The sequence below is a fragment of the Amycolatopsis rubida genome (assembly GCF_900115345.1).
In the GTDB taxonomy this organism is placed as follows: Bacteria; Actinomycetota; Actinomycetes; order Mycobacteriales; family Pseudonocardiaceae; genus Amycolatopsis; species Amycolatopsis rubida.
In genome coordinates, this window is sequence record NZ_FOWC01000001.1 from 1,396,814 (window position 1) to 1,422,961 (window position 26,148).

26 protein-coding genes are annotated in these 26,148 nt (G+C 68.4%); 20 read left to right on the top strand and 6 right to left on the bottom strand.

Going from position 1 to position 26,148, the window contains the following annotated elements; all coding sequences use genetic code 11:
• Positions 1-66 precede the first annotated feature (66 nt).
• Positions 67-921, bottom strand: a complete 855-nt coding sequence (locus BM362_RS06880; protein ID WP_244287054.1) for an N-acetylmuramoyl-L-alanine amidase — start codon at positions 919-921, stop codon at positions 67-69.
• A gap of 103 nt (positions 922-1,024) precedes the next feature.
• On the opposite strand from BM362_RS06880, the gene BM362_RS06885 reads away from it, so the two are divergent.
• Complete coding sequence (locus BM362_RS06885) at positions 1,025-1,381, top strand: YbaB/EbfC family nucleoid-associated protein (RefSeq protein WP_067577153.1); 357 nt, start codon at positions 1,025-1,027, stop codon at positions 1,379-1,381.
• Positions 1,382-1,384: 3 nt separating this feature from the next.
• Positions 1,385-1,981: a recombination mediator RecR gene (gene recR / locus BM362_RS06890; protein ID WP_067577151.1), complete on the top strand. Its 597-nt coding sequence runs from the start codon at positions 1,385-1,387 to the stop codon at positions 1,979-1,981.
• Positions 1,982-2,338: 357 nt separating this feature from the next.
• Here recR and BM362_RS06895 read toward each other — a convergent pair whose 3' ends face one another.
• Positions 2,339-3,436, bottom strand: coding sequence for a UDP-N-acetylglucosamine 2-epimerase (locus BM362_RS06895; protein WP_067577149.1), 1,098 nt, complete (start codon positions 3,434-3,436; stop codon positions 2,339-2,341).
• A gap of 86 nt (positions 3,437-3,522) precedes the next feature.
• Here BM362_RS06895 and BM362_RS06900 point away from each other — a divergent pair, with 86 nt between their 5' ends.
• The 11 genes from BM362_RS06900 (at position 3,523) to BM362_RS06955 (ending at position 15,825) form a co-directional block, all read left to right on the top strand.
• Complete coding sequence (locus tag BM362_RS06900) at positions 3,523-4,542, top strand: glycosyltransferase family 2 protein (RefSeq protein ID WP_093572491.1); 1,020 nt, start codon at positions 3,523-3,525, stop codon at positions 4,540-4,542.
• Positions 4,539-5,822, top strand: coding sequence for a hypothetical protein (locus tag BM362_RS06905; RefSeq protein WP_093572492.1), 1,284 nt, complete (start codon positions 4,539-4,541; stop codon positions 5,820-5,822). The genes BM362_RS06900 and BM362_RS06905 overlap by 4 nt, the downstream gene beginning before the upstream one ends.
• Before the next feature lie 83 nt (positions 5,823-5,905).
• The gene (locus BM362_RS06910; RefSeq protein WP_093572493.1) at positions 5,906-7,873 is read left to right on the top strand and encodes a DUF6541 family protein; all 1,968 of its coding nucleotides are present in this window, start codon (positions 5,906-5,908) and stop codon (positions 7,871-7,873) included.
• Positions 7,874-7,879: 6 nt separating this feature from the next.
• Complete coding sequence (locus BM362_RS06915; protein WP_067577140.1) at positions 7,880-8,623, top strand: glycosyltransferase family 2 protein; 744 nt, start codon at positions 7,880-7,882, stop codon at positions 8,621-8,623.
• Between the two features lie 11 nt (positions 8,624-8,634).
• Positions 8,635-9,072 carry a DUF2304 domain-containing protein gene (locus BM362_RS06920; RefSeq protein WP_067577138.1) on the top strand — a complete coding sequence of 146 codons (438 nt, stop codon included), beginning with the start codon at positions 8,635-8,637 and terminating at the stop codon, positions 9,070-9,072.
• A gap of 44 nt (positions 9,073-9,116) precedes the next feature.
• Complete coding sequence (locus BM362_RS06925) at positions 9,117-9,593, top strand: uridine kinase family protein (RefSeq protein WP_244287055.1); 477 nt, start codon at positions 9,117-9,119, stop codon at positions 9,591-9,593.
• A gap of 425 nt (positions 9,594-10,018) precedes the next feature.
• Positions 10,019-11,695, top strand: a complete 1,677-nt coding sequence (locus BM362_RS06935; protein ID WP_161269649.1) for an ABC transporter substrate-binding protein — start codon at positions 10,019-10,021, stop codon at positions 11,693-11,695.
• A gap of 87 nt (positions 11,696-11,782) precedes the next feature.
• On the top strand, positions 11,783-12,784 hold the full coding sequence (locus tag BM362_RS06940; protein ID WP_067577133.1) for an ABC transporter permease: 1,002 nt from the start codon (positions 11,783-11,785) through the stop codon (positions 12,782-12,784).
• Positions 12,781-13,716 (top strand): ABC transporter permease, encoded by a 936-nt coding sequence (locus BM362_RS06945; protein ID WP_067577131.1) that lies wholly within the window; start codon positions 12,781-12,783, stop codon positions 13,714-13,716. The genes BM362_RS06940 and BM362_RS06945 overlap by 4 nt, the downstream gene beginning before the upstream one ends.
• Positions 13,717-13,720: 4 nt before the next feature.
• Entirely contained in the window at positions 13,721-14,716 is a 996-nt protein-coding gene (locus tag BM362_RS06950) for an ABC transporter ATP-binding protein (RefSeq protein WP_067577129.1), read from the top strand.
• Positions 14,713-15,825 carry an ABC transporter ATP-binding protein gene (locus tag BM362_RS06955; RefSeq protein WP_244287056.1) on the top strand — a complete coding sequence of 371 codons (1,113 nt, stop codon included), beginning with the start codon at positions 14,713-14,715 and terminating at the stop codon, positions 15,823-15,825. The genes BM362_RS06950 and BM362_RS06955 overlap by 4 nt, the downstream gene beginning before the upstream one ends.
• 49 nt (positions 15,826-15,874) lie before the next feature.
• Here BM362_RS06955 and BM362_RS06960 read toward each other — a convergent pair whose 3' ends face one another.
• Positions 15,875-16,297, bottom strand: coding sequence for a YybH family protein (locus tag BM362_RS06960; protein ID WP_208865108.1), 423 nt, complete (start codon positions 16,295-16,297; stop codon positions 15,875-15,877).
• A 102-nt stretch (positions 16,298-16,399) separates the two neighbouring features.
• Here BM362_RS06960 and BM362_RS06965 point away from each other — a divergent pair, with 102 nt between their 5' ends.
• The 5 genes from BM362_RS06965 (at position 16,400) to BM362_RS06985 (ending at position 21,979) form a co-directional block, all read left to right on the top strand.
• Positions 16,400-16,780, top strand: a complete 381-nt coding sequence (locus tag BM362_RS06965; RefSeq protein WP_093572496.1) for a YciI family protein — start codon at positions 16,400-16,402, stop codon at positions 16,778-16,780.
• The gene (locus tag BM362_RS06970) at positions 16,777-17,988 is read left to right on the top strand and encodes an RNA polymerase sigma factor (RefSeq protein ID WP_067577125.1); all 1,212 of its coding nucleotides are present in this window, start codon (positions 16,777-16,779) and stop codon (positions 17,986-17,988) included. Before BM362_RS06965 ends, BM362_RS06970 begins: the two co-directional genes overlap by 4 nt.
• A 94-nt stretch (positions 17,989-18,082) precedes the next feature.
• Entirely contained in the window at positions 18,083-18,730 is a 648-nt protein-coding gene (locus BM362_RS06975) for a DedA family protein (RefSeq protein WP_067577123.1), read from the top strand.
• A 385-nt stretch (positions 18,731-19,115) separates the two neighbouring features.
• A complete protein-coding gene (locus BM362_RS06980) occupies positions 19,116-19,763 on the top strand; it encodes a hypothetical protein (protein ID WP_232791512.1) in 648 nt (215 codons plus the stop codon).
• Positions 19,760-21,979, top strand: coding sequence for an N-6 DNA methylase (locus tag BM362_RS06985; protein WP_093572497.1), 2,220 nt, complete (start codon positions 19,760-19,762; stop codon positions 21,977-21,979). Before BM362_RS06980 ends, BM362_RS06985 begins: the two co-directional genes overlap by 4 nt.
• 2 nt (positions 21,980-21,981) lie before the next feature.
• Here BM362_RS06985 and BM362_RS06990 read toward each other — a convergent pair whose 3' ends face one another.
• Positions 21,982-22,881: an EamA family transporter gene (locus BM362_RS06990; protein WP_067577117.1), complete on the bottom strand. Its 900-nt coding sequence runs from the start codon at positions 22,879-22,881 to the stop codon at positions 21,982-21,984.
• 86 nt (positions 22,882-22,967) lie between these two features.
• Between BM362_RS06990 and BM362_RS06995 the strand changes: the two genes are divergently transcribed.
• A complete protein-coding gene (locus BM362_RS06995) occupies positions 22,968-23,873 on the top strand; it encodes a LysR family transcriptional regulator (RefSeq protein WP_067577115.1) in 906 nt (301 codons plus the stop codon).
• Here BM362_RS06995 and BM362_RS07000 read toward each other — a convergent pair.
• A complete protein-coding gene (locus tag BM362_RS07000) occupies positions 23,870-24,424 on the bottom strand; it encodes a TetR family transcriptional regulator (RefSeq protein WP_067577113.1) in 555 nt (184 codons plus the stop codon). The genes BM362_RS06995 and BM362_RS07000 overlap by 4 nt on opposite strands.
• Positions 24,425-24,488: 64 nt before the next feature.
• Between BM362_RS07000 and BM362_RS07005 the strand changes: the two genes are divergently transcribed.
• Positions 24,489-25,601, top strand: coding sequence for a serine hydrolase domain-containing protein (locus tag BM362_RS07005; protein WP_093572498.1), 1,113 nt, complete (start codon positions 24,489-24,491; stop codon positions 25,599-25,601).
• On the opposite strand, the gene BM362_RS07010 is transcribed toward BM362_RS07005, so the two are convergent.
• Positions 25,555-26,115, bottom strand: coding sequence for a DedA family protein (locus BM362_RS07010; RefSeq protein WP_093572499.1), 561 nt, complete (start codon positions 26,113-26,115; stop codon positions 25,555-25,557). The two genes, BM362_RS07005 and BM362_RS07010, sit on opposite strands and share 47 nt — an antisense overlap.
• Positions 26,116-26,148: the final 33 nt, after the last annotated feature.

A 26,148-nucleotide genomic window follows, 5' to 3' on the forward strand; every position in this document is an offset into this window, starting at 1 on the left:
GACCGATCAAGGGAGAAGACGGTGTCCGGTGTTCTGTCCGCTCAGTAGCCCTTTCGGCTCTCTGCGTCAGGCACCGGCCAGGTACGCCTCGATCGCCTTCGCGATGGCCTGCGCGTAGTGCGTTCGGCCCGCCGCGGACGACATCTGCCCGGCCTCGTCGGCGTTGCGCATGTTGCCGCATTCGACGAGCACGGTCGGCCGGGTCGACAGGTTGAGCCCGCCCAGATCATTCCGCGGCGAAAGGCCCGCCGAGCCGATGTAAGTGGAGGTGGCGAAGCCGTCGTCGCGGATTCCGTCGCGCATGGTGCGTGCCAGCTTCAGCGACGGTTCGCCCTGCGCCGCGTTCAACGGCGGTGCCGAGTACGCGACGTGGAAGCCGTGCGCGGTCGGCGACGTGGAGCCGTCGGCGTGGATCGAGACCACTGCGTCGGCACTCGCGTCGTTGCCGATCTTCGCGCGTTCGTCGACGCACGGGCCGACGCCGGAGTCGTTCTGCCGCGTGTAGACGACCTTGATTCCCTTGGCCGCCAACGCATTCCCGACCTCCTGCGCGACGGTGAAGGTGAACGCGTGCTCCGGGTACCCGGCGTTGGTCGACGTGCCGGTGGTGTTGCACGGCTTCATCTGCCCACGCCCGGCGGGCACCTTCCGGTTGATCTCGCCGGGGTGCGCGGCGTTGCCGCCGTTGTGGCCGGGATCGAGGACCACGACCTTGCCCGAGCCGACCGGCGGCACCGCGGACGTCGAAGGCGGCCTCGACGACGAGGACGGCGGCAATGGCGGGCTGGAAGACGACAGGCTCGGGGTCGCTGAGCTCGGCGACGTCGGCGCAGCGGCCGGTGAGGGAGGCGTCTCGCCGCCGCCGGAACACGCTGTGAGCAGCAGCAGGCCGGTCAGCAGCGGGAGTGTCTTCGCTCGCACGCGACAACGGTGCCACAGCACACGCGTGCCGCGGGGACGGACGCGCCGGGCTCGCGGCTAGGCTGGGGAGGAACACCCAAACGCGGAAGGACCGAGTGCGATCATGGTGCAACCCGGCGGCGGCGGCTTCGACCTGTCGCAGATCATGCAGCAGGCCCAGCAGATGCAGCAGAAGCTGGTGGAGGCCCAGGAGGAACTCGCCAACACCGAGGTCACCGGCACTGCGGGCGGTGGCCTGGTCACCGCGACGGTGTCCGGCGACAGCCAGTTGAAGAGCCTCGTCATCGACCCGAAGGTGGTCGACCCGGACGACGTCGAAACCCTGGCCGACCTGGTGGTCGCCGCGGTGCGTGACGCGTCGGCGAGCGCGCAGAAGCTCACCGAGCAGAAACTGGGCCCGCTGGCGGGCGGCCTCGGCGGCGGCATGCCGGACCTCGGCAGCCTCGGCTTCGGCGGCTGACACTTGTACGAAGGTGTCGTCCAGGACCTGATCGACGAACTCGGGCGGCTGCCCGGCGTCGGTCCGAAGAGTGCCCAGCGCATCGCGTTCCACCTGCTGGGCGCCGACCCCGCGGACATCGCGCGGCTGCAGGACGTGCTGGGCAAGGTCAAGGAAGGCGTGCAGTTCTGCGAGATCTGCGGCAACGTCTCGGAACAGGAAACGTGCCGGATCTGCCGCGACGAACGCCGCGACCTCACGATGATCTGCGTGGTCGAGGAGCCGAAGGACGTGCTGGCGGTCGAGCGGACCCGTGAGTTCAAGGGCCGCTACCACGTCCTCGGCGGCGCGCTGGACCCGCTGTCCGGCATCGGCCCGGAGCAGTTGCGGATGCGAGAACTGCTGAAGCGCATCGGCGAGGCGGACGTCCGGGAGATCATCATCGCGACCGACCCGAACACCGAGGGCGAGGCGACGGCGACGTATCTGGTGCGGATGCTGCGCGATTTCCCCGGGCTGTCGGTGACGCGGCTGGCGTCGGGGCTGCCGATGGGCGGGGATCTTGAGTTCGCGGACGAGCTGACTTTGGGACGCGCGTTGTCCGGGCGGCGCGCGCTGTAATGACCTGGGCGGACCCCTGTCCAGACCCGGCTCTGGCCGACGACGGAGTTCGTGAATCTCCTGGATTGCATCGAGCGGCCGCGCACGCGGTACGGCGAGGATCTGACCGGCGCGATCATGCTCACCGTGTCCGGGGGTAGTGATCTTCTTTCCCGGACCAGCCGCTGGATCTCGCGCTGGACCGGATGCCGCGAGGGCTGGTTCGGATCACCGTCAGCGGAAGCGATTTTCGCCGGACATCGATGGCTGGGGAAGAGGACCTGCTGTCGGCACTGGTCGCCGGGGGCTTCAGTTCTTCGAGAAGATGGCTGAGCTGGCCCAGATTTTCTGCGTCCGGGACATCCGGTTGCTCAGCGGTCAGCAATAACCCAGCTGTGCCAACGAGTTCACCACGATGTCCGACGGGTGGTACTTGTCCGTCCAGGACTCCCGGCGACGATTCTGGTACGTGTCCAGGAACTCCCGCAGCCGGTCCCCGCGCAGTTCGGTCAGGACGACGTTCCCGCCGATTCCCACGTGCCGTTCGGTGCGGGCCCGGTGGACCGCGCACGGCAGGCCCAGGTATCCGCATTCCTCCTGCAACCCGCCGGAGTCGGTGACCACGTACTCGGCTCGCGCGACCAGCGGCAGGAACTTCAGGTACCGCATCTTCGGCTGCGCGAGGAACTTGTCGTCGAACAGGTTGGCCAAGCCCAGCGCACGAATCTTTTCCCGCTCTGGTGTGCCGGCCAGGTACAGGACCGGCATCTTGCGGCTCTGCGCGCGCAGGATTTCCAGTACCTCACGGTACTTGTCCGCGCGTGACACCAGTTCGAACCGGTGCAGCGTCGCCAGGCCGAACTTCTCCGGCAGGCCCGGCACGTCCAGCGGCTGGTCGACGACCTGGCGCATCGAGTCGATCGCCGTGTTCGCCTCGGTGTTCACCACGACGCCGCGGGCGCCCCGCAGGTTGTGCACCTCGCGCTCGCTCGGCGAGAAGTGGATGTCCACGAACTTCCCGGCGATCTTGCGGTTCAGTTCCTCCGGCAGCGGCGACAGGATGCTGCCCGACCGCGTGCCCGCTTCGATGTGCCCGACACGGGCCTTCAGGATCTTCTTGCCGATCAACGCCCCGTACGGCGTGGTGAACGTGTCGCCGTGCACCAGCACGAGCGGCGGGCGGCCGTCCGCGGTCAGCTGGGCGCGGAGTTCCGCGCGGCGGCTCCACGCGGTGCGCATGACCTGCGCGGCCCAGCCGGGCACCTGCGCCGGAGAGTCGAGGTCGCGCGCCTGCGCACGAGGCACGAACCACACATCCGGTTCCGGCAGCCGCAGATCGGACAGAACGTCGGCGACCTCGTCCACGTGCTGTGCGGTGAACCAGAGCTTCGGCGTCGCTGCGCGCTCGGCGATCCGGTGGAAGACCGGCGCGATCTTGATCAGTTCCGCGGTGGTGCCTGCGATGAAGGAGATCACCGTGGATGCCCAATCAACAGAGGGTTAGCGACGGCGGCAAGGATACTGGGCATTCCCGCCGGTCAAGTGCAGGGTAGCCTCGCCGCGTGAGTGCTCACCCGCTCCTTCCGTCGCTCAGCGTCGTGATCCCGGTCTGCAATGAGCAGGAGTGGATCGAACGCAGCGTGGGCGCGCTGATCGCCTCCGCCGAGGCGGCCCGGTGGCCGGTCGAGGTGCTCGTCGTGGACGACGGGAGCACCGACGGCACGCCCGAAAAGCTTGCCCGGCTGCACGAGGAACACGGCATCACGGTGCTGACCCAGCCCAACGGCGGCCGGTTCGAGGCCCGCCGCGCCGGGATGGCGAAGGCCTCCGGCGACTGGCTGATGCTGCTGGACAGCCGGGTCATCGTCGACGCGGGCAGCCTCGCCTTCCTGCGCGAGCAGCTGGTCGAGCACCCGGAGCGCGCGGTCTGGAACGGCCACATCCACGTCGCCTCCGAGCGCAATCCCTACGCGGGCTTCATGTCCGGCCTCGTCGCCGTCGGCTGGCGGCGGTACTTCGCGGACCCGAAGCTGACGTCGTTCGGCATCGAGGAGTTCGACGTCTACCCCAAGGGCACCACGTTCTTCTGTGCGCGCCGCGACCTGCTGGAGGGGGCGGCGGCCGCGTTCGCATCGCTGTTCGACGACGTCCGGCTCGCCAGCGACGACACCCGGATGCTGCGCTGGATCGCCGAACGCTCGCGGATTTTTCTGGCCCCGCAGTTCTCCGCGATCTACCACGGACGCGATTCGTTTCAAAAGTTCTACGCTCAGTCATTCTTTCGGGGGACGACCTATGTGGATTCCTACCTAAATTCACCCGGTCCAGCGAGAAACGCGTTATTTTGTTCGCTCGCTGTAGGCGTGATAGGTGCCGGGCTGGCGGCGAAAATGCCGAAGACTACGGCCTCGCTCGGTGTGGCCGGAAGCGTCGCGGCCGCCGCGGTGGTGAAGAAGTGCGGCGCCACGAACGCCGAGGCACGCGCGGTCAGCACCCTGCTGCCGGTCTTCGCGGCCGGCTTCGGCTCGGGGGTGTTTCGCGGGTTGTACCTCGCGCTGCGCGCACGGTTGCGGCGTCGATGAGCGTGCCCGGAGTCGTCCGCGACACCCGCCGCACCGCGGGCAAACTCGGCGGTTCGCTGATCGCGTCGATCATCCTCGGCTACGCCCTCACCGTCGCTTGCGCGCGGCTTCTCCCGCCCGATCAGTACGCCACGTTCGTCACCTTCTGGGGCCTGCTGATGGGCCTCGGCAGCGCGCTTTCCCCGCTTGAGCAGGAACTTTCCCGGCAGTCCGCGGTGGCCGCGCTCACCGGCGGCCTCGCCGGCCGGGGTGCGCTCCGGGCCGTCGCCACCGCCGCCGCGGCGGCCGCCGCGTTCGGGCTCGCGCTGCTCGTCCCGCCGGTCAACGACCGGCTTTTCCCCGGCGCCGGGGAACTCGCCCTCGTCGTGCTGGCCGGCGGCGTCGCGTTCGCCTGCCAGTTCGGCATTCGCGGGGTGCTGATCGGGCAGCACCAGGTGAAGCACTTCGCCTGGCTGGTGGTCGCCGAACCGGCGGTTCGCGCGCTGGTACTGGGCCTGCTGGTCCTTGCGACGGCCTACCAGCTGGTCCCGTTGGCGCTGGCGGTCGCGGCGGGGTCGTTCGCCTGGCTGCTGTTCGTCCGCCAGGGCTGGCGGCTGCTCGACGTCCGGGCCGAGGGCGACGGCTGGCCGGTGACCGTCCGCCGGATGCTGATGCTGCTGCTCGGCGCCGCGCTCACTGCGAGCGTCATCACCGGATATCCCGCGCTGGTCGGCCTGCTCGCCCCGGGCGGCGACCGCGACCGGCTCGGTGCGGTCTTCGCCGCGCTGGTCATCGCGCGGTTGCCGTTGACGCTGGTCGGGCCGGTGCAATCGCTTGCGGTGCCGTTCGTCGTACGGCTTTCCACGAGCGAGGCCGGACGGCACCGGTTGCGTCGCGTGCTGCTGCTCGGCACGTTCGCCTCGCTCGCGCTGGCCGCGCTCGGCGCGCTGGTCGGCCTGCTGCTCGGCCCGTGGGCGGTGGAGTTTGTCTACGGTGCCGGCTACCAGGTGGACGGTTGGGCGGTCGCCGGGCTCGCCTGGTCCTCGGTGCTGCTGGTGCCCATGCAGTTGCTCACCGCCGTGCTCGTCGCGCGCGCCCAGGCCAAGCGCGTGTTGATCACCTGGGCGGTGGTCGCGGCCACGGCTTCGGTGCTGCTGTTGGCAGTGCCCGGGGACACCGTGTTTCGTGCGGTCGTCGCACTCGCCGCCGCGCCAATGACCGGCCTCGCGGTTGTGCTCGCATTCGTTCTCGCCAATTCGCCGGCGAGGGCAACTCGCCACTCCGATGAAAGATCGGAATAGCGCCGCAGTAGTGTGACTTCGCAGCCTCCGGCATCGGTGCGCGGCGAAGGCAAAATGGTGCTCACGGTTGGAACGCGAATTCGATGAACGTTCTTCTGGTGCTGCTCGCATTCTGGGTGCCCGGGCTCGTCTTCGGGGCTGCCGTCCGGTTGCGCGGATGGACTCTCGCGGCCACCGCGCCTCTGCTCACCTTCGGAGTCGTCGCGCTCGGCGTCCCGGTGCTCGGCGGGCTCGGCATCCGCTGGACGATGCTCGCCGTCGCGCTCTGGACGCTGGTGCTCGCGATCGCCGGCTTCGGGCTGGCGTTCGCCGTGCGACGGCTGCGCGCGCGCCGCCATCCGGACTGGACGGTCGAGGAACTTCCGAAGCTCCCGCTGCGCGACCACGTCGTGATGGCGGCAGGCGTGGCCGCGGGCCTTGCCGTCGGCGCGGTCGCTTTTCTGCGCGGCACCAACGGGATCAACACCGTCCAGCAGGGCTGGGACGCGCCGTTCCACGGCAACCTGATCCGCTGGATCGCCGAACACGGCGACGCCCGGCCGTCCACCGTGGGCACGATCGCGAACCTGCCCGACCAGACGAACTACTTCTACCCGGACACCTACCACGCGCTGCTTTCGCTGGTCTTCGGCAAGGGCGGGCTGACCATGATGCCCACGCTGAACCTGGCCGCGCTGGCGGTGATTTTCACCGTGCCGGTCGGCGTCGCGGCACTGTGCCGGGTGTGGGGCATGCCTGCGCTGGGCACCGCCGCGGCCGCCGCGGTCACCACGTGGTTCAGCGCGTTCCCGTACGACTCGCTGTGGCGCGGTCCGCTGTGGCCGTACGTCGCGGGCGTCGCGCTGATCCCGGCGATGCTCGTGCTCGCGCGGTACCTGCTGAAGCCGGACGGCATCGCGGGCCCGGTCGCGCTCGGAGTCGGCGTCGCTGGACTGTGCGGCCTGCACACCAGCCTCGTGTTCGTGCTCGGCGGGTACTTCCTGCTCATCCTGCTCGCGGTGCTGCTGCGCTACGAGAAGATCGAATGGCGGCGCAGCGCGCCTTCGCTGATCGCGGCCGTCGGGCTGGCGATCGCGCTCGGCGTGCCCCTCGTGCTGCCGTCGCTGTACAACGTGAGCGGGGTGACGAGTGCGCACTGGCCGCCGGAGGCGACCGTCGCCGGCGGCCTCGGCGAGACGCTGACCTTCTCCCCGATGTCGCAGTTCCCGCAGTGGTGGGTCGGCGTGCCCGCGTTCATCGGCATCGTGCTGATGGTGCGGCATCGGCGGATGTTGTGGCTGGTCGGCGCGTACGTCGTGTTCGGCGGCCTGTTCCTGGTCACCGTGTCGCTCGAATCGAACCTCGTGCGGTCGGTCACGAGCGTCTTCTACAACGACCACTGGCGGATCGCCGCGCTTGTGCCGCTCGCCGGCGCCGTGGCCTTCGGCGAGTTCACGCACACCTTCGTCGCCTGGCTGGTCCGCACGACGCAGCTCCGGGTGAAGCTCAAGCCGGTCGCGCTCACCGGCGTCGCCGTGCTGCTGCTGGCCGTGGTGCTCGGCGGGCTGAGCGGGGGCGGCTACGCCGGACGCAACGCGGAGCGGATGGCGGCCAACTACAAGGACGGCCCCACGGTGTCCAAAGGGGAGGAAGCCGCGTACGCCTGGCTCGCGCAGCACACCGAGCCCGGCGAACGCGTGATGAACAACAAAGCCGACGGTTCGGCGTGGATGTACGCGCTGTCCGGTGTGACACCGGTCGAGTGGAACTTCTACGGTGCCGAGCCGGGCACCGAAGCCGGGTACCTGAGCGCGTGGGTCGACCAGGTCGGCGAGAACCCGCGGGTCCGAAAGAACCTCACCGACCTTGGCGTGCGCTACGTCATCCAGGGCAAAGGGCTGGCCGGCTCCGGCACCGCGATCCAGTCGGCCGGCGTGGCCCGGATCGCCGAGGGCCCGATGTTCCGGGTCGTCTTCCGCAACGCGGACGCGACGATCTACCAGATCACCGGCCAGTCCGAGGCCGCCGGTTCCGCCGCCGTGCCCGGGACCCGCGTCCCGCGGGGGAAGTGAGCGGCGATGACGACACCCGTGCGCACCCGCCGCGTGCTGATCGTGATCCCGGCCTTCAACGAGCAGGACAGCGTCTCGTCGGTGCTCGCCCAGATCAAGCGGTCGCTGCCCGGCATGGACATGCTGGTCGTCGACGACGGTTCGCTCGACCGCACCGCCGAACTCGCCCGCGAGGCGGGAGCCAGGGTGGTCCGGCTGTCGGTGAATCTCGGCGTGGGCGGCGCGATGCGCACCGGGTTCCGTTACGCCGTCTCGCGCGGCTACGACGCCGTGGTCCAGGTCGACGCCGACGGACAGCACGATCCGGCCGAGGTCGGCGCGCTGCTGCGGCTGCTCGACGAGGGGGCCGACCTCGCGATCGGCTCCCGGTTCGCGGGCAAGGGCTCGTACCGGGCCGTCGGTCCGCGCAGGTACGCGATGGCCGTCCTGTCGCTGGTGTTCAGCAAGCTGGCCGGGACCAAGCTCAGCGACGTCACGTCCGGGTTCAAGGCGATGGGACCGCGCGCGATCCGGCTGTTCGCCGCCGGCTACCCGGCCGAATACCTCGGCGACACGATCGAGGCTCTCGTGCTGGCGATCCGGGCGAAGCTCGCGATCGCGGAAACCCCGGTCCTGATGCGGGAGCGGGCGGGTGGCGCGCCGAGCCATTCGCCGGTGAAATCCGCCGTGTACCTGGGCCGCGCGGGGCTGGCGCTGCTGCTGGCGCTGGTCCGCCGCCGTCCGTCCGCCGATTCTTCCGACGCCGGGTAAGGAGGCCCTCCATGGCAGGTTGGCGGGTACTGAGCATCGTCATCGCGTGTCTCGTGCTGTTCGTCGTCATCGAGATGATGCGGCGGCGCAAGCTGCGCGAGAAGTACGCTGGCATCTGGCTCGTGGTGGCCATCGGCGTCGTGATCCTCGCGGTGGTGCCGGCGGTGGCGAACTTCGTGGCGCACCTGACGGGCGTGGAGACCCCGTCGAACTTCGTCTTCTTCCTGTCCGGAGTGGTCCTCGCAATGGTTTCGCTGCAGCTTTCGACCGAGGTCGGGCACCTGGAGGAAGAGGTGCGGACCGCGGTCGAGGAGACCGCGTTGCTGCGCTGCGAGCTGGAAGACGCTCAGCGCGACCTCGAAGCGCGCATCGCCGAACTGGATAAGCGCACGACCGCGCCGGACACTGTGGACGGCCTTCCCGAAGCGAGGCCGGCACGCGTTCGCTGATCTCCGCGCTGCTCGCCGCGCCGTCCCGGCTCGGCGGTGTTCGAGTGCTCGCCATCGACGGTCCGTCTGGAGCCGGGAAGTCCACTCTCGCCGCCGAGACGGTCGAAGCTCTCGGCTCGCGTGCCGCGCTGGTCAGCACGGATGCCTTCGCCACCTGGGACGACCCCGTCGCGTGGTGGCCGCGACTGGAGGACGGAGTGCTGACGCCGCTGGCACAAGGCCTGCCCGGCGAGTATCGGCGGATGGACTGGACCTCCGGCACTCCGCGTCCCGGCGAGCTGGTGCGCGTCGAGGTTCCCGAGGTACTGGTGCTGGAGGGGGTGTCGAGCGGCCGCCGCGCGCTGCGGTCGCGGCTGTCGTGGCTGTGCTGGATCGAGGGCGGCACCGAGACTGAACGGTTGTCCAGGGCAGTCGCCCGGGACGGCGAGGCGGCGCGTGCCGAACTGCGCCGCTGGCAGTTGTTCGAGCGCGGCTGGTTCGCCGTCGACGGTACCCGGGAAGCCGCGGACCAGCTGGTCTGAACAACCGGAATCCTGGCTCGACATCGTTTACGGCAGGCGAAACGGCTATTGCGCGGAATGTGCGAGCGCCGGGTACTCGTGTGCATTCGGGCCGTTTCAGCGTCCTTCGCGGGCAACTCCAAAGGCCCTCCGGAGGGGTTCCGGAACATCCACGGCACCCGGAACGGACAACCCGGGCGGTTAGGCCAACCGGGTGAGCAAACCGCCACTCAACGTACCAAACCGGCAGTTTTCGCTACGCTGCGCGCATAATTGCCGACACATTGCACTCAATTTGGGCCTTACGTAGCGCGATCGTAACCTCACGTGCTTAAGCGGAGGCCGAGTTCCCGCTAGTGTCACCGAACACACCGATCGCACTGGTCTTCCCGAACTGACCGCCGACGGTGCATTTCGAGACACCGAACATTCCCAAGGGGTGCCAGATGCAGCAATTGCGGCTGACCCGAACACGCCGGGCAGCTCTGATCGGGCTGGCGGGCGCGCTCGCGGTCTCGCTGTCCGCGTGCGCGGAATCGAAGCGGGACGAGGCCGGAGGCGGTGGGTCCGGGGGCACCATGGTCTTCGGCAACACCGGCAACCCGAAGGTGTTCGACCCGATCTTCGCCGACGAGGGCGAGACGCTCCGGATCACCCGGCAGATGCTGGACACGCTGATCCAGAACAAGCCGGGCACCGCGGACCTGGCCCCGTCGCTCGCCACGAAGTGGACGTCGAGCAACGAAGGCAAGACCTGGACCTTCGACCTCAAGCAGGGCGTGAAGTTCAGCGACGGCACCCCGTTCGACGCCAAGGCGGTCTGCTTCAACTTCGACCGCTGGTACAACATGAAGGGTGCCACCGCCCAGAGCCAGATGATCTACTACGGCGATGTCTGGGGCGGCTTCGCGCACAACGAAGGCATCACCAAGGGCGAACCGCTCTACAAGAGCTGCGAAGCCAAGGACGACCACACCGCGGTTCTCAACCTGACCCGCGCGAAGGGCGCCTTCCCGGCCGCGTTCACCCTGCCGTCGTTCGCGATCCAGAGCCCCACCGCGCTGAAGAAGTACAACGCGGACAAGGTCACCGGCTCCGGCACCTCGATCACGTACTCCGAGTACGCCTACAAGCACCCGACCGGCACCGGCCCGTTCAAGTTCGAGAGCTGGGACCAGGGCAACGGCCAGATCACCTTGGTGCGCAACGAAACCAGCACGATGCCGGCGCCGGCGAAGCTGGACAAGCTCGTGTTCAAGGTGATCCCGGACGAGAACGCCCGCAAGCAGGCGCTCAAGGCGGGCGACATCAACGGGTACGACTTCCCGGCCCCCGCCGACTACGGCCTGCTGCGCAACGACGGCGAGCAGGTGCTGATCCGCCCGTCGTTCAACCTGCTCTACCTTGGCATCAACCAAAAGGGCAACCCGCTGCTCAAGGACGTGCGGGTGCGCAAGGCGCTGGCCTACGGCATCAACCGCGAGCAGTTCGTCCGCTCGAAGCTGGCCGAGGGTTCCGAGGTCGCGACCGAGTTCGTGCCGAAGGCGATCTCCGGCTACACCGACGACGTCACCAAGTACCCGTACAACCCGACCATGGCCAAGCAGCTGCTGAAAGAAGCAGGCGCCGAGGGCATGACGCTGAAGTTCTACTACCCGACCGAGGTCACCCGGCCCTACATGCCGAACCCGGCCGACACCTACACCGCGATCTCCGAGGACCTGAAGGCCATCGGCGTCAACGTGCAGCCGGTCGCCGAGTCGTGGAACGGCGGGTACAAGGACGACGTGCAGCAGAACGGCAAGCAGGACATCCACCTGCTCGGCTGGACCGGTGACTACAACGACGCGGGCAACTTCGTCGGCACCTTCTTCGGCCGCCCGAAGCCGGAATTCGGCCTTGAGGACACCGACGTCTTCAACACGCTCGCCGCGGCGGACGCTTCGCCGGCGGGCGAGGCGCACACCAAGGCGTACCAGGACGCCAACAAGAAGATCATGGACGTCCTGCCCGCCGTTCCGATCGCCTACCCGACGCCGGCGATCGTGGTCGGCCCGAAGATCAAGGGCGTGGTGGCCAGCCCGCTCACCGACGAACGCTTCAACAACGTCACGATCGGCTGACGTGCTCCGCTGAGCAGCCAGGCCAAGGGCAGGTGCTACCGCGCCTGCCCTTGGCCTCGTTCCCGGGCTGTACACAAAGGACTACTCGTGCTCCGTTTTCTCGTGCGTCGGCTGCTACAAGCGATCCCGACGCTGCTCATCCTGTCCATCCTGGTGTTCGCCTGGTTGCGCTCACTCCCCGGCGGGCCCGCGTCCGCTCTGCTCGGGGACAAGGCGACTCCGGAAAAACTGGCGAACCTGAACCACGTGCTCGGCCTCGACCAGCCGATTTTCGTGCAGTACTTCAAATTTCTCGGCCGCGCGATCACCGGCGACTTCGGCAGTTCGCTCGTGTCGTCGCGGCCGGTGATGTCGGAAATCGGCACGTTCCTTCCGGCCACCATTGAATTGGGCATCACCGCGATGATCATCGCCGTGGTGCTCGGGATCTCGTTCGGCTACCTGGCGGCCCGGTTCCGCGGGCAGATCGTCGACAACGTCATCATCGTGCTGACCCTGGTCGGCGTCGCGGTGCCGATCTTCTTCCTCGGCTACATGATGCAGGACCTGCTTTCCACGCCGCTTGGCTTGCCGTCGCAGGGCAGGCAGGCACCGGGCATCGACGCCACCGTCGTCACGCATTTCGCCATTCTCGACGGAATGATGACCGGCGAATGGGACGCGGTGTGGGATGCGATCAAGCACCTCATTCTTCCCGCGCTCGCGCTCGCGACCATTCCGCTCGCGGTGATCACCCGGATCACCCGTGCGTCGGTGCTCGACGTGCTCAACGAGGACTTCATCCGCACCGCGAACTCGAAGGGCCTCACCCAGCCCGTGGTCCGCCAGCGGCACGTGCTGCGCAACGCGCTGCTGCCGGTGGTCACCACGATCGGCCTGCAGACCGGCGCGCTGCTCGGCGGCGCCGTGCTGACCGAGCGAGTGTTCAACTTCCGCGGCCTCGGATTCCTTCTCGCCGAAGGGATCGACAAGCGGGACTACCCGCGGCTGCAGGCGCTGCTGCTTCTCGGGGCACTGGTCTACGTGCTCGTGAACATGCTCGTGGACATTTCTTACGGGCTCATCGACCCGAGGGTGCGTGTGCGGTGAACACTCTGCTGAACAAGAAGAAAGAGCCGATCGACAAGCTCGCCGCGGCGTCGGCGGGCGGGCGCAGCCTCGGCGCCGAGGCGCTGCGCCGGATGCTGCGCAGCCCGGTGGCCATCGTCGGCGGCGTGATCATCCTGCTGTTCCTGCTGCTGGCGATCTTCGCGCCGCTGCTCGCGCCGAAGGACCCGCAGGTCCGGTATTTGCAGGACAAGGTCATCCTCGGCCGGGGCATCATTCCCGGCGCCCAGCCCGGTTTCCCGCTCGGTGTCGACGATTTCGGCCGCGACTTCCTGTCCCGGCTGCTCATCGGGGCACAGCAGACCCTGTTGGTCGGCGTGCTCGCCACGGTGATCGGCGTGCTCATCGGTGCGCTCATCGGCGGGCTCGCGGGCGCCTTCGGCGGCTGGGTCGACACCGTTCTCATGCGCGTGGTCGACGTGCTGCTGGCGTTTCCCTCGCTGCTGCTGGCGATTTCGATCGCGTCGTTGTTCGCGAAGCCGAGCCAGTGGACGGTGATCCTCGCCGTTTCGATCATCGGCGTGCCGATTTTCGCCCGGTTGCTGCGCGGTTCGATGCTCGCCCAGCGCGAGGCGGACCACGTGCTGGCGGCGACGTCGCTCGGCGTGAAACGGACGACGATCGTGTTCCGGCACATGCTGCCGAACTCGCTCGGCCCGGTGATCGTGCAGGCGACGCTGACCCTGGCGACCGCGATCCTGGAGGCCGCGGCGCTGTCGTTCCTCGGCCTCGGCGACCCGGACCCGACCCGCGCGGAGTGGGGATTGATGCTGGGCAACGCTTCCCAGCACTTCCTCGACATCCGGCCCGAGCTGGCCTACTACCCGGCGATCGCGATCATCATCGTGGCGCTCGGGTTCACGCTGCTCGGCGAGTCCCTCCGCGAAGCCCTCGACCCGAAGAACCGGCGGTGACCCCGTGGCACTTCTCGAAGTCCGCGACCTGAAGGTCGTGTTTCAGCGCCGCGGCGAGCGTCCGTTCACCGCGGTCGACGGCGTGAGTTTCGACGTCGAACCCGGCCAGACGGTCGGGCTGGTCGGCGAGTCCGGCTGCGGCAAGTCGGTGACCTCGCTCGCGATCATGCGGCTGCTCGCCAAGCGCGGCAACACCGTCAGCGGTTCGGTGCGCTTCGAGGGCACCGACCTGCTGACCCTGCCCGACCGCGAAATGCGCGACCGGCGCGGCCGCGATCTCGGCATGGTGTTCCAGGACCCGCTGTCCTCGCTGAACCCGGTGATCCCGATCGGGCTGCAGATCACCGAGGTGCTGGAGCGTCACCGCGACATGCCGCGCAAGAAGGCGCGGATCGAAGCGGCGGAACTGCTCGACAAGGTCGGCATTCCCGACCCGGCGCGGCGGCTTTCCGAGTACCCGCACCAGCTTTCCGGCGGGATGCGCCAGCGCGCGCTGATCGCGATCGCGCTGGCCTGTCGTCCGCGGCTGCTCATCGCGGACGAGCCGACCACCGCGCTCGACGTGACGATCCAGGCGCAGATCCTCGCCCTGCTGCGGGAACTGGTGCAGGACACCGGAACCGCGCTGGTGATGATCACGCACGACCTCGGCGTCGTCGCCGGGCTCTGCGACGAGGTCAACGTGCTCTACGGCGGCCGGATCGTGGAGCGCCAGGAACGGCATTCGCTGTTCGCGCAGCCTCGGCATCCGTACACGCACGGCCTGCTGGCCTCGATCCCGCGGCTCGACGAGGGCCGCGGCGAGAAGCTGGTGCCGATCCGCGGTTCGGTGGCCGACAACATCCCGTGGGACGGCGGCTGCGCCTTCGCACCGCGCTGCCCCAACGCGGTACAGGCCTGCCTGGAGAATTCGCCGGAGCTGGTTCCCGACCGGAACGGCTTGCTGCGCTGCCACAACCCGGTGCAACCCGCCGTGGCGGCAGGAGGAGGAACCCGATGACGGTGGCGAACACCGACGAGATGCTGCTCGAGGTCACCGACCTCAAGGTGCACTTCCCGATCAAACGCGGCGTCATCGTGGACCGCACGGTGGGCCACGTGTTCGCGGTGGACGGGGTCGACCTGTCGATCCGCCGCGGCGAAACCTACGGCCTGGTCGGCGAATCCGGCTGCGGCAAGTCGACGCTCGGCCGCGCGATCCTGCGGCTCAACGAACCGACCGACGGCAAGGTCGTGTTCGACGGCACCGACGTCGCGCAGCTCAAGGGCGAGCAGCTGCGCAAGGCGCGGCGGCGGATGCAGATGGTGTTCCAGGACCCGATGTCGAGCCTGGACCCGCGCCAGTCGGTCGAATCGATCCTCGTCGAGGGCATGCGAGCGCACGGGCTCGACAAGGACAAGGAATCGACCGCGAAACGGCTGCGCGAGCTGCTGAGCGCGGTCGGTCTTCCGGAGACCTCGCTGCGGAAGTACCCGCACGAGTTCTCCGGCGGTCAGCGCCAGCGCATCGGCATCGCGCGGGCGCTCGCGGTGGAGCCGGACCTGATCGTCGCCGACGAACCGGTCTCCGCGTTGGACGTTTCGGTGCAGGCGCAGGTGGTGAACCTGCTGGAGGAGCTGCAGGACGAGCTCGGTCTCACCTACCTGGTGATCGCGCACGACCTCGCGGTGGTCCGGCACATCTCCGACCGGATCGGCGTGATGTACCTCGGCGCGCTGGTCGAGGAAACGACGTCGGAGCAGCTGTACCAGGACCCGCTGCACCCCTACACGCGGGCGCTGCTCTCGGCGATCCCGGTGCCGGATCCGGTGGTGGAGGACAGCCGCGAGCAGATCCTGCTCGCCGGCGACCTTCCCTCGCCGGCCAATCCGCCGTCGGGCTGCCGGTTCCACACGCGGTGCCCGTGGAAGCAGGAAAGCCTGTGCGACACCGATCGCCCGCAGCTGCGCGAGATCGGTGCCGGGCACCGGGTGGCCTGCCACTACGCGGAGGACATCCGCGACGGGCGGATCCAGCCGCACAAGGTCGAGGTGGAACTGGTCGACGCCGGGGCGCTGAACCCGGACCTCGGCCCGCCGGACGTCGGTTCGGCCGCCGAGATCCTCTGATCGCCGGTGAAGGCCCTCACCTTTACCGGGTGGGGGCCTTCCCGGCTTTTCAGGGCTGAAGATCGACGGCGGCGCGGAACGAACCGTCCATGTGGAACGGCGTCGAGTTGTGCTCGTGCGCGATCAGCCAGTCGTTTCCGTTGCGCCGCAAGACAAGTGTGGTGCGGAACCACAGCGTGAACGATTCGCTCTGGCCCTGCGGCGTCGCGGTCAGTTTCGCCAGCGCCGCCACCACCGCCAGATCGCCGGACACGGTGATCTCCTCGTCGTGGTACGTGTGGGAAATCGGCCCGTCGAAGGTGCTGAGCCACCGCGCGATGTACTCCGCGGAAGCGCCGGTCGTGCGCAGCGGCGGGGCGAGATCGAATTTGACCGCCGTCTCGGCGTAGCTCGCGACGACCCGCTGCGGGTCCTTCGCGTGCATCGCGGCGGTGCGCTCGGCCAGCAGGTCGCGGATCTCGTTCTCGGACATTCTGTGTTCTCCTTTTCCCGGACTCGGTGTTCGTCCGGGACGTCGAAGCCGTCCGCTCGGCTTCGACATCTGGGGTGGAAAGACTTTTCGAGGAGCCTCCCGATGAAGTATCTGGTCCTAATCTATGGCAACCCGGCCTCGCGCGCGGCCTGGGCGGGGATGAGCGACGAGCAGAAGGCCGAGGGCCTGCGTGCCTACCAGCGGTTCCACGAGGAGCTGGCGGGCACCGGCGAGCGGATCGTGTCCGAGCGGCTGGCCGCGCCGGAGCTGACGAAGCAGGTCCGCGTGGGCACGGACGGCGTGAGCACCACCGACGGCCCGTTCGCCGAGATCAAGGAACAGCTCGCCGGGTTCTACCTGCTGGAATGCGATTCGGAGGCGCGCGCGCTGGAGATCGCCGCGCGGATCCCGGAAGCCCCGTTCGCGACGATCGAGGTGCGGCCCGTGATGGGGCTGACCGGCGACGTGGACTTCGAGCTGTGATCGACGGCCTCCTGCGCGACCTCATCCCGCAGGTGCTGGCCGCGCTCGTGCGCCGCTACGGCGATTTCGGCACATGCGAGGACGCGGTGCAGGAGGCCCTGCTCGCCGCCGCCGTGCAGTGGCCGAAGAACGGGGTTCCGGACAATCCGAAGGCCTGGCTCATCACGATCGCTTCGCGACGGCGGATCGAGATGTGGCGCAACGAAGCCGCGCGGATCCGTCGTGAGGAGACGGTGGCCGCGCTGGAACCGCCGTCCTTCGAACTCGTGCCGCAGCAAGACGACACCCTCGCCCTGCTGTTGCTCTGCTGCCATCCCGCGCTGACCCGCCCGTCGCAAGTGGCTCTCACGTTGCGTGCCGTCGGTGGCCTGACCACGGCCGAGATCGCACGGGCGTACCTGGTCCCGGAGCCGACGATCGGCCAGCGGATCAGCCGCGCGAAACAGAAGCTGCGCGGTGCGGATTTCGCTTTGCCACCGGAGGACGAACTGCCGGAACGCGTCGCCGCGGTAGTGCAGGTGCTGTATCTGGTGTTCACCGAAGGCCACACCGCCAGCTCCGGCAACGAGGTGAACCGCGTCGAACTGACCGCAGAGGCCATCCGGCTCGCCCGGCAACTGCACGCCCTGCTGCCTGCTGAGGGCGAGGTCGCCGGACTGCTCGCCCTCATGCTGCTCACCGACGCCCGCCGTCCCGCCCGCAGCGGCCAGGACGGCATTCCCGTGCCGCTGGCCGAACAAGACCGTTCGCGCTGGGACGCGTCCGCGATCGCCGAAGGCAGTGCGCTCATCGAGCACGCACTGGCGACCACCCCTGTCGGCCCGTACCAATTGCAGGCCGCGATCGCCGCTGTGCACGACGAAGCCGGGGCGGCCGACGACACCGACTGGCCGCAGATTCTGCTGCTGTACGACCTCCTGCGGCAGATCGCCCCCGGCCCGATGGTCACTCTCAACCGCTTGGTCGCGCTCGCCCGCGTCGAAGGCCCGGCAGCAGCGCTGGCCGAATTGGACGCGACCGAGCATCCCGACCACTACCGGGCCGACGTGGTCCGCGCCCACCTGCTGGAACTGTCCGGCGACGCGCGAGGTGCCCGCGACTGCTACGCCCGCGCCGCCGAGCGCACTTTGAGCCTTCCGGAACGGGAGTACTTCGAATCGCGCGCTTTGCGTGTTATGTCGGAAAAACCCCGAAAAAACCCTGCCTGAAGACGGACCCCACCCCCGACTCCAGGCGGACGCGAGAACGCTCGTCAGCTGGGTACCCTGCGGAGACCAGGCACGAATCACAAGGGGGTTGGCAGTGAACATCGACCACGTGCTGGAGGCGATCCCTCCGCTGTCGGTCTACCTATTGGTCGGCTTGGTGGTGATGGTCGAAAGCCTGGGCATTCCGCTGCCGGGGGAGATCGTGCTGGTGAGCGCGGCGCTGCTGGCGTCGTCGCACAGCGGGCTGAACCCGCTGTGGATCGGCGTGCTGGCGTCGGCGGGCGCGATCATCGGCGACAGCATCGGGTACCTGATCGGCAAGAAGGGCGGCAAACGGCTGTTCGCCTGGGCCGGGCGGAAGTTCCCCAAGCACTTCGGCCCCGAGCACATCGCGAGCGCCGAAAAGATGTTCCACAAACGCGGCATGTGGGCCGTGTTCTTCGGCCGGTTCGTCGCGGTGCTGCGCATCCTGGCCGGCCCGCTCGCCGGGTCGCTGAACATGCACTATCCGCGCTTCCTGATCGCGAACGCACTGGGCGGCATCGTCTGGGCAGGCGGAACCACGGCGCTCATCTACTACCTCGGCGTGGTCGCCGACAAGTGGCTGAAGGGCTTCCAGTGGGCAGGCCTGGCGGCGGCGCTGGTGATCGGCGTGGTGGTGACGCTGGTGCTGAAGAAGCGCATGGCCCGCCACGCGGCGGCGTCCGCGCAGGCGGAGGAGAAGAACGACGCGGTCGCCTGAACCGACTGAAGAACTGCGAATCCCCGGCGGTCCGGTGCGGCTGGAGGATTCGAAGCCCGGCTGGGTGCTGCGCCAACGCGCGGGACCCAGCCGGTTTGCGTCCGGCTCCGTCTTGATCGCTGCCACGTCATCTGTTCACGGGTTTGAAGTACCGCGCCCGAACACGAGTGTTCACAAAATCTGTGTACTCGCAGTGCTTGCACGGTTGCTGCTAGACCGCTAGTCTCCTTGAAGACGGCGAGGGGATCCGGCCGCCCCGTGCGAGGGTGCGTGGCCACAGACAAAGCTATGCCCCGGGCGGCATGCAAAGCAGGGGCGACCCGGGGCGTACAACAAGCAGAGTAGCACATCTTCGTGCTGCCCTGAGGGGGACGAAGAGGTGGGCGTGCAGCACAGGTGGATCGACGAGACTCTGTCGTCGACGCGGTTTCGGCCGTACTTGCGCAAGATGGACGGGGACTGCGCGACAGCGATCGACCTCTACTGGTGGAACGTGGAAGTGTCGGCCGCGTTTTACCCCGCGTTGCACTGCCTGGAACTGGCATTGCGCAACGCCTTGCACCGGCAGCTGGTGGAAAGGTTCGGCCGCCCGGGCTGGTGGGACGTCGCCCCGCTGGAAGACCGTCACTACGCGTTGGTCGGCAAGGCCGCCGACAAGGTTCGGCAGCAGCTCCGGCAGCGCCGACCGGTCACGCCCGATGATCTGGTTGCCGAGCTTTCCTTCGGGTTCTGGGTGTGGCTGGTGGGCAAGGAGTACCACCGGTCACTGTGGGAGCCGTGGCTGCACCGCGCCTTTCCGCACCGCAGGCAGCCCAGGTCGGCCCTGTACCGCGACCTGGACGAGGTGCGCCGGTTCCGGAACCGGATCATGCACTACGAGCCGATCCATCATCGGCATCTGGAGGCTGACCACGCGACCATCCTCCGGCTGATCGGCTGCCTGTGCCCGGAGGTGCTGGTGCAGTTGCGAAGGCGCGACCAGGTCGAAACGATCCTTGCCCGAAGGCCCGAGCGGGGAGGAGAACGTCGATGAGCCTCCCGGAGGGTATGCGGTCCGCGGCGGATCTGGCGAAGCTGGCGGAAGTCAACGCGAGCGCTTTCAGCAACTGGCGGTCCCGCTCGCCGGAATTTCCTCCGCCGCACAAGATCGGGGGGAAGGAACTGTTCGAGATCCCGGCGGTCGCTGAGTGGTTGAAAGAACGGCGGATTCCTGTCCATCGACGGAAGGAAGGCGAGCCGGAGGGCTACACCTATGGCGACCGTCTTCTCCGAAACCTCGGTCCCGGACAGCTGCCTGACTCAGGTGCGGCGCAGACCAGGCCGGTGACCGAAGCTGACCTTGCTGACCGGGTGTGGGAGGCGGTTGAGTCCATGCTCGATTCGCTTGACCGTTTCGCCGCTCTCGACTACCTGCTCGGATTGGTGTACTTGCGTTCCGCTCAGCCGGCGGACTGGAAAGCTGTGACTGGCACCAGAACCTGGCCGGAAGCGCAGGAGGTGCTCCGCGGCATCTCGGTACCGGTCCCGGGCGCGGCAGACCGATTGTTGTTCACGCGCGTGCTTGAAGTATCGAGCCCAGCTCTTCGGAAAGCAGTCGACCTCGTGGACCGGTTTCCGGCGAAGGAAAACGCCGGCCAGCTGGGCTCAGTGCTTCTCGGGCTCACTCGGCGGCAATCAGGCCGAAGCGGAGGGCAGTTCACGCCGCCCGAGGTCGCGCGGCTCATGGTCGATCTGCTCGGCGACGAGCCGGTGTACTCGGCATATGACCCCTTTTGCGGGTCGGGTGAATTGCTGACTGTCGCCGCCGAGCGAATAGCCGGCGTTCCCGCCGATGTTCCCATCGAGGTATTCGGCAAGGCCGGCGACCAGTGGTCCTGGTCGACCTCCTGGATGAACTTGGCTCTGCATGGGGTCGAGGCCGAACTTGGCGAGCCCGGGCTTGCGGTGAAGAAGGACAGCTTTCCGGGGTTGACCTTTGACCGGATCCTGGCCAATCCGCCGTTCAACCTCAAGTCGGCTGAGCTGGACAAGAGAGTCCTGCGGTGGGGTGAGCCGCCGGAGAAGAACGCGAATTTCGCCTGGTTGCAACATGTTGCCGCGAAACTCGCGCCGAGTGGCCGGGCGGCGGTGATCATGCCGTCGGGAGCTGCGTCCAGCAAGAACGAGGCGCATATTCGCGGTGCGTTGATCGAGGATGGCATCGTCGAATGCGTCATCGCATTGCCTGCCCGGCTCTTCCGTTTTACCGCAATTCCCGTTCATCTCTGGCTTCTGCGGGCTCCGGGATGCAACGTGTTCGGCGACGAAGTGCTGCTCATCGATGCCAGCGACGAGGCGGAGGCCGACCGGTCCGCACGACGGTTGACAACGGCGGCGATCGATCGAGCGGTCGATGAACACCGCCGCTGGTCGAGTTCGCAGAAGGGCAGCTTTTTCGGCAGTCCGGGCTACTCTCGCGCGGTGCCCTATTCGGAGCTTGAGGAGGGCGACTACAACCTTCAGCCCGCACGGTATGTCTCCAGGAAGGCGGAGCACCGGGAAGACGGCCCGGCTGCCGCCTTTGCCGCAGCGCGCCGTGAGCTGGCCGAGTTGACTGAGCAGGTACGCCAGCTGAACGACGGTCTTGAGTCGACTGCGGCTGCCGTGCTGTCTTCGGGCCGGGCAAAGGTGACCGGGGAACGGGTGCGCCTCGGCAAAGTGTGCGAGGTTCTTCCCGGCCCAGGCAGCGTGAAGCGGCAAGGCGACAGTCCGGGCACGCCGTTAGTCCTGCCTCGCAACATTCGAAACAACCAGGTCGACTACGGCGAACTCGACCTCGTTCCCGAAGCCTTGGCTGCGCGGTATGCCAGATACCGGCTGGCTGAGCGGGACGTTGTCAGCGCACGGGCAGGCACGCTAGGGCGGTTCGGGTTGGTGCGATCCGCCGAAGCAGGCTGGCTGCTCGGGCCGGGGTGTGTCGGGTTCCGGCCGGGGCCGGAAGTCGACCCGCACTATCTCGTCTACTACTTGAACGGAGCTGACGCGCAAGAATGGTTGCGGCGCAACGCTGTCGGCACCGCGGTTCGGTACTTCAGCTCCGACCTGCTCCGGTCGATGCCCATCTTTTTGCCAGAACTCCGCAAGCAGGCGGAGATCGTCGATCTGTTGCGGCCGTATCAGCTGTCTTCGGTGGCGCACGCCGAGCTAGGTTCCCAGCTCGCGCATTCGCTCGACTTGTTGACTTCGATACTCTTTCGCCCCAGTGCCTGACCTCACGCCGGCAGCAGCTCCTCCGGTGTAACCGCGGGCTTCCTCCGCAGCGATCCCAGCAGCACCCCGCCGATCACCACCGCCGCGGCGACCAGGGTCAGTGCCGTCGGCACCTCGCCGAGGACGAAGAACGACGCCGTCAGCCCCACCACCGGCACCAGCAGCGAGAACGGCGCGACCACACCCGCTGGGTTGCGGCGCATCAGCGTGGTCCAGATGCCCGAGCCCACGACTGTTCCGAAAACGACCACGTACGCCAGGCCCGCGATGCCGATCAGACCGGTCTTGGTGCCGAGCGTCGCCAGCGAATGCCAGGCGGCTCCGGGACCTTCGAAGATGCTCGACAGCGCCAGCATCGGCAGCGGCGGCACCACCGACATCCACAGGGTCAGGTGCAACGGGTTGTCCGGCTCCGCGCGGCGCATGCTCAGGTTGCCGATCGCCCAGCTCAGCGCGGCCAGCAAGGTCAGCAGCACCGGCACCAGCGCGGCGTGGGCGGACTGCTGCCAGGCGATCGCGGTCATGCCCGCCACCGCGAGCAGGATCCCGGCCAGCTGCCGTCCGGAGACGCGTTCCCGCAGCAGCACCGCGCCCAGCAGCACGGTGAACGGCGCGGACGCCTGCAGCACCAGCGACGCGAGCCCGGTCGGCATGCCCAGGTGCATCGCGACGAACAGGAACGCGAACTGCCCGGTGCCGAACCCGAGCCCGTAGCCAAGGAGGTAGCGCAGCTTCACGCGCGGCCGCGGCACGAGCAACACCGTCGGGATCGCGATCAGCAGAAACCGCAGCGCACCCGCGAACATCGGCGGGAATTGGCCGAGTGTGGCGTGGATCGCAATGAAATTCAGGCCCCACAAGACGGCGACGAACACAGCGAGCAGACGGTCCCGGATGGCCATGCCGCCACTCTGCCTAGGCAAACCTTGAAGCACCAGCGAGAAAAACTGTACCGACTGTGTAGCAGTGCTTCACATACACTGCGCGGATGGACTTGGGCAGGCTCCGGACGCTGCGCGAATTCGCCGATCGGGGCAGCGTCACCGCCGCCGCTCGGGCGCTGCACTGCACGCCGTCGGCGATCTCCCAGCAGCTGCGCGCGTTGCAGGCGGAGGTCGGCATCGCACTCACCGAACCGGCGGGCCGCGGCCTGCGGCTCACCGACGCGGGCCGCGCACTGGTCGCCCGCGCCGACGACGTGCTGGCCGCACTGGACCGGGCCGAGGCGGAGCTGGCCACCTACCGCAGCGCCCCGCGCGGACGCGTGCGGATCGCGATCTTTCAATCCGCGGGCCTGCTGCTCCTGCCCGGCCTGCTGCGCCGCATCGACCAGTACGAAAACCTCGATGTCGACGTCCGCGACGTCGACATGGTCCCGCCGCAGGTGCCCGGCCTGGTCGCCGACTACGACGTTGTCGTCGCCCACCGCGACGAGCACGCGCCCGAATTCGACACCGAACGCCTCGACGTCGTCCCGCTGCTGCGCGAACCGCTGGACGTCGCCCTGCCTGTCGGTCACCGCCTCGCCCGCAACCGCCGCGTCGAACTGGCCGATCTCGCCGACGAACGCTGGATTTCGGTGGATCACGGCTTCCCGGTCGACGACGTCCTGCGCTCGCTGACCGTGCGCACCGGGGTGCGGCCGCAGATCGTCCAGCGCATCAACGATTTCCGGATCACTGAACGGCTTGTCGCGGCGGGGCATGGGATCGCGTTGATGCCCCGGTACACAATGGACACTCGACGGGGCAGTGGTTTGGCGGGCCGTCCGCTGGCCGGAATCCGGGCGGCGCGGCTGGTGGAAGCGGTGTGTCGTACGGGTGCCGCGAATCGTCCGGCGGTCGCGACGGTGATCGACGAGTTGCGTGCCGAAGTGGCCGCTCTGCCGACCTAGCCGGGTTCCCGGGCCGGAAGCCCGCGCAGCAAAGTATCGAGAAACAGCTCAAACCGCGGCGCGTCCGGACCGAGGTCGAGCGGGTTCTCCCGCACGGCGAGCCAGCTGACCGTGCACGTGATGAAGATGTACCAGCTCTGCTCGGCCAGTTCCGGCGGCACTCCGGCGTTCGTGAACGCGGCGACCACCTGCGAGCGCAGCTTGCCGAACGAATCCGCGTTGTGCCGATGCGGCCGGGATAACCGGGTCGCGTAACCGGGGACCGCGAGGAACTGGTCGTGCATCGCCCACGCGACCTGTGCGAGCCATGGCCGCCAAGACCGGCGTGGCGGTCCTTCCGCCGGAAGCACCCGCTCCAGCACTACCTCGCTGATCAGATCGAACAGCGCGTCCCGATTGGCGACCCAGCGATAGAGCGCGCCGTGCGTCACGCCAAGCCGTGCCGCCAGTTCGCGCATGGTCAACGTGTCGAGGTTCCCCTCGGACAACGCCGCGTCGACGATCCGCTCGCGATCGAGCTGCGCGGGGCGGCCGGGCCGCGGTCGGGTCATAGCTCAGGACTCTACCGAGGCAGAGTTAGTGACCAATGGTTACTAATGAGCGTACAGTCGTGGCATGGCAAACATCGAGGGCACCGTGCGGCCCGGTTTCGAACAGGTGCGGGACACGTTCGCGGCAGTCGCCGACGGAGCCGCCCAGCTGGTGGCGTACCACCGTGGTGAGCGAGTAGCCGATTTGTGGACCGGTGTCGACGGGGATGCTCTGCTCGGTGCCTACTCCGCGACGAAAGGTGCGGCACACCTGGTCGTCGCGCTCCTGGTCCAGGACCGAGTGCTGGACCTTGACCAGCGGGTGCGCCACTACTGGCCGGAGTTCTCGGCCGACGTCACCCTGCGGCAACTCCTGGCGCACCGAGCCGGACTGGTCGGCGCTGACGAAGGATTCAGCCGCGCGGAACTCGCGGACGACCGGATCGTCGCGGAACGACTGGCCCGCCAGCGCCCGTTCTGGCGGCCGGGAAGCGCGTTCGGCTACCACGCACTGGTCGTCGGCGCGCTCAGCGGCGAGGTCGTGCTGCGGGCGACCGGCCGCACCATCCAGGAACACTTCGCCGAACGGGTCCGCGATCCGTACACAGTGGACTTTTACCTCGGCCTCCCCGCCGAACTGGAGCCGCGATTCGCCAGTGCGCAGCCGATGATCCTGACCCCCGAGCGGCGGCTTGCCCCGCCCGCCGCGAACAGCCTGAACGGGATCGCGTTCAACCGGCACCACCCGGACGGCCCGGAGGTCGGGGAACTGCCGAATCTGCCGGAGGTCCGGCGGCTCGGCCCGGCCTCGTTCGGCGGCGTCGCCTCGGCTCGCGGCTTGGCCCGGATGTACGCGGCCGCGATCAGCCCGCTGGACGGCGAACCGCCGCTGCTGAAGCCGGAAACCGCCGCCGAGTTCGCGCAGATCCAGTCCGTCGGCCACGACGTGGTGTTGCGCGAGCGCAAAGCATTCGGCATCGGATTCCACGCCACCGGCGAGTACTACCCGGAGCTGGGCCAGGGCAGCTTCGGGCACAGCGGCGCGGGCGGCCAGCAGGCGTTCGCCGACCCGCGCAACGGCATCGCCTACGGCTACACCCGCCGCCGGGTCCCGTTCCCCGCCGCCGCCGCTCCGGAGAACGAACCGCTGATCAAGGCGCTGTACTCGGCGCTGCGTGCCGTCGAATCGCGATCGTGATCGCGGTGCCCAGCAGCACCGCGATGGTCAGCGACAACGCGAGGCTCAGCCCGGGCTCGGCAACCAGTTGCCCGCCGGCGTAGCCGAGGAACGCGACATACGACGTCCACAGCAGCACCCCAACTGCGGAGGCGGTCAGAAACTCGGTGAACCGCCACCGCAACGAGCCGGCCAGCAGCGCGCCGACCGTCCCGCCGGAAGGCAGCCATCGCGCGACCACCAGGACCGGCCGCGGATGCCGTTGCAAGCGCCCGTCGAGCCAGGTCAGCCCGGCGGCCAGCTTGCGCCGACGGCCCAGCCGGGCCAGCACGCGAGCCCCGCCGAACCGCCCGAGCGCGTACAACGCCTGGTCAGACAGCAGACAGCCGAAGCTGGCGACCGCGATCACGACGGCCAGCGAGGTCCCGTGCTGCGCGGCGGCCACGCCCATGCCGAGCAGCGTCACCTCGGTGGGCAACACCGGCACCAGCGAGACAACGAACAGCACCACCAGCCCAGTCGTCGTAGCGTCCATGTCTCTATTAACCGCTCCGCCGGTGCCGATGAG

Bases quoted from the DNA above. Each gene is read 5' to 3' on its own strand.
- BM362_RS06995 (WP_067577115.1), top strand. From the start codon at position 22,968: ATGGACTTGGGCAGGCTCCGGACGCTGCGCGAATTCGCCGATCGGGGC.
- BM362_RS06885 (WP_067577153.1), top strand. From the start codon at position 1,025: ATGGTGCAACCCGGCGGCGGCGGCTTCGACCTGTCGCAGATCATGCAG.
- BM362_RS07005 (WP_093572498.1), top strand. From the start codon at position 24,489: ATGGCAAACATCGAGGGCACCGTGCGGCCCGGTTTCGAACAGGTGCGG.
- BM362_RS06905 (WP_093572492.1), top strand. From the start codon at position 4,539: ATGAGCGTGCCCGGAGTCGTCCGCGACACCCGCCGCACCGCGGGCAAA.
- BM362_RS06920 (WP_067577138.1), top strand. From the start codon at position 8,635: ATGGCAGGTTGGCGGGTACTGAGCATCGTCATCGCGTGTCTCGTGCTG.
- BM362_RS06990 (WP_067577117.1), bottom strand. From the start codon at position 22,881: ATGGCCATCCGGGACCGTCTGCTCGCTGTGTTCGTCGCCGTCTTGTGG.
- BM362_RS06910 (WP_093572493.1), top strand. From the start codon at position 5,906: ATGAACGTTCTTCTGGTGCTGCTCGCATTCTGGGTGCCCGGGCTCGTC.
- BM362_RS07000 (WP_067577113.1), bottom strand. From the start codon at position 24,424: ATGACCCGACCGCGGCCCGGCCGCCCCGCGCAGCTCGATCGCGAGCGG.
- BM362_RS07010 (WP_093572499.1), bottom strand. From the start codon at position 26,115: ATGGACGCTACGACGACTGGGCTGGTGGTGCTGTTCGTTGTCTCGCTG.
- BM362_RS06960 (WP_208865108.1), bottom strand. From the start codon at position 16,297: ATGTCCGAGAACGAGATCCGCGACCTGCTGGCCGAGCGCACCGCCGCG.
- BM362_RS06915 (WP_067577140.1), top strand. From the start codon at position 7,880: ATGACGACACCCGTGCGCACCCGCCGCGTGCTGATCGTGATCCCGGCC.
- BM362_RS06935 (WP_161269649.1), top strand. From the start codon at position 10,019: ATGCAGCAATTGCGGCTGACCCGAACACGCCGGGCAGCTCTGATCGGG.
- BM362_RS06965 (WP_093572496.1), top strand. From the start codon at position 16,400: ATGAAGTATCTGGTCCTAATCTATGGCAACCCGGCCTCGCGCGCGGCC.
- BM362_RS06955 (WP_244287056.1), top strand. From the start codon at position 14,713: ATGACGGTGGCGAACACCGACGAGATGCTGCTCGAGGTCACCGACCTC.
- BM362_RS06985 (WP_093572497.1), top strand. From the start codon at position 19,760: ATGAGCCTCCCGGAGGGTATGCGGTCCGCGGCGGATCTGGCGAAGCTG.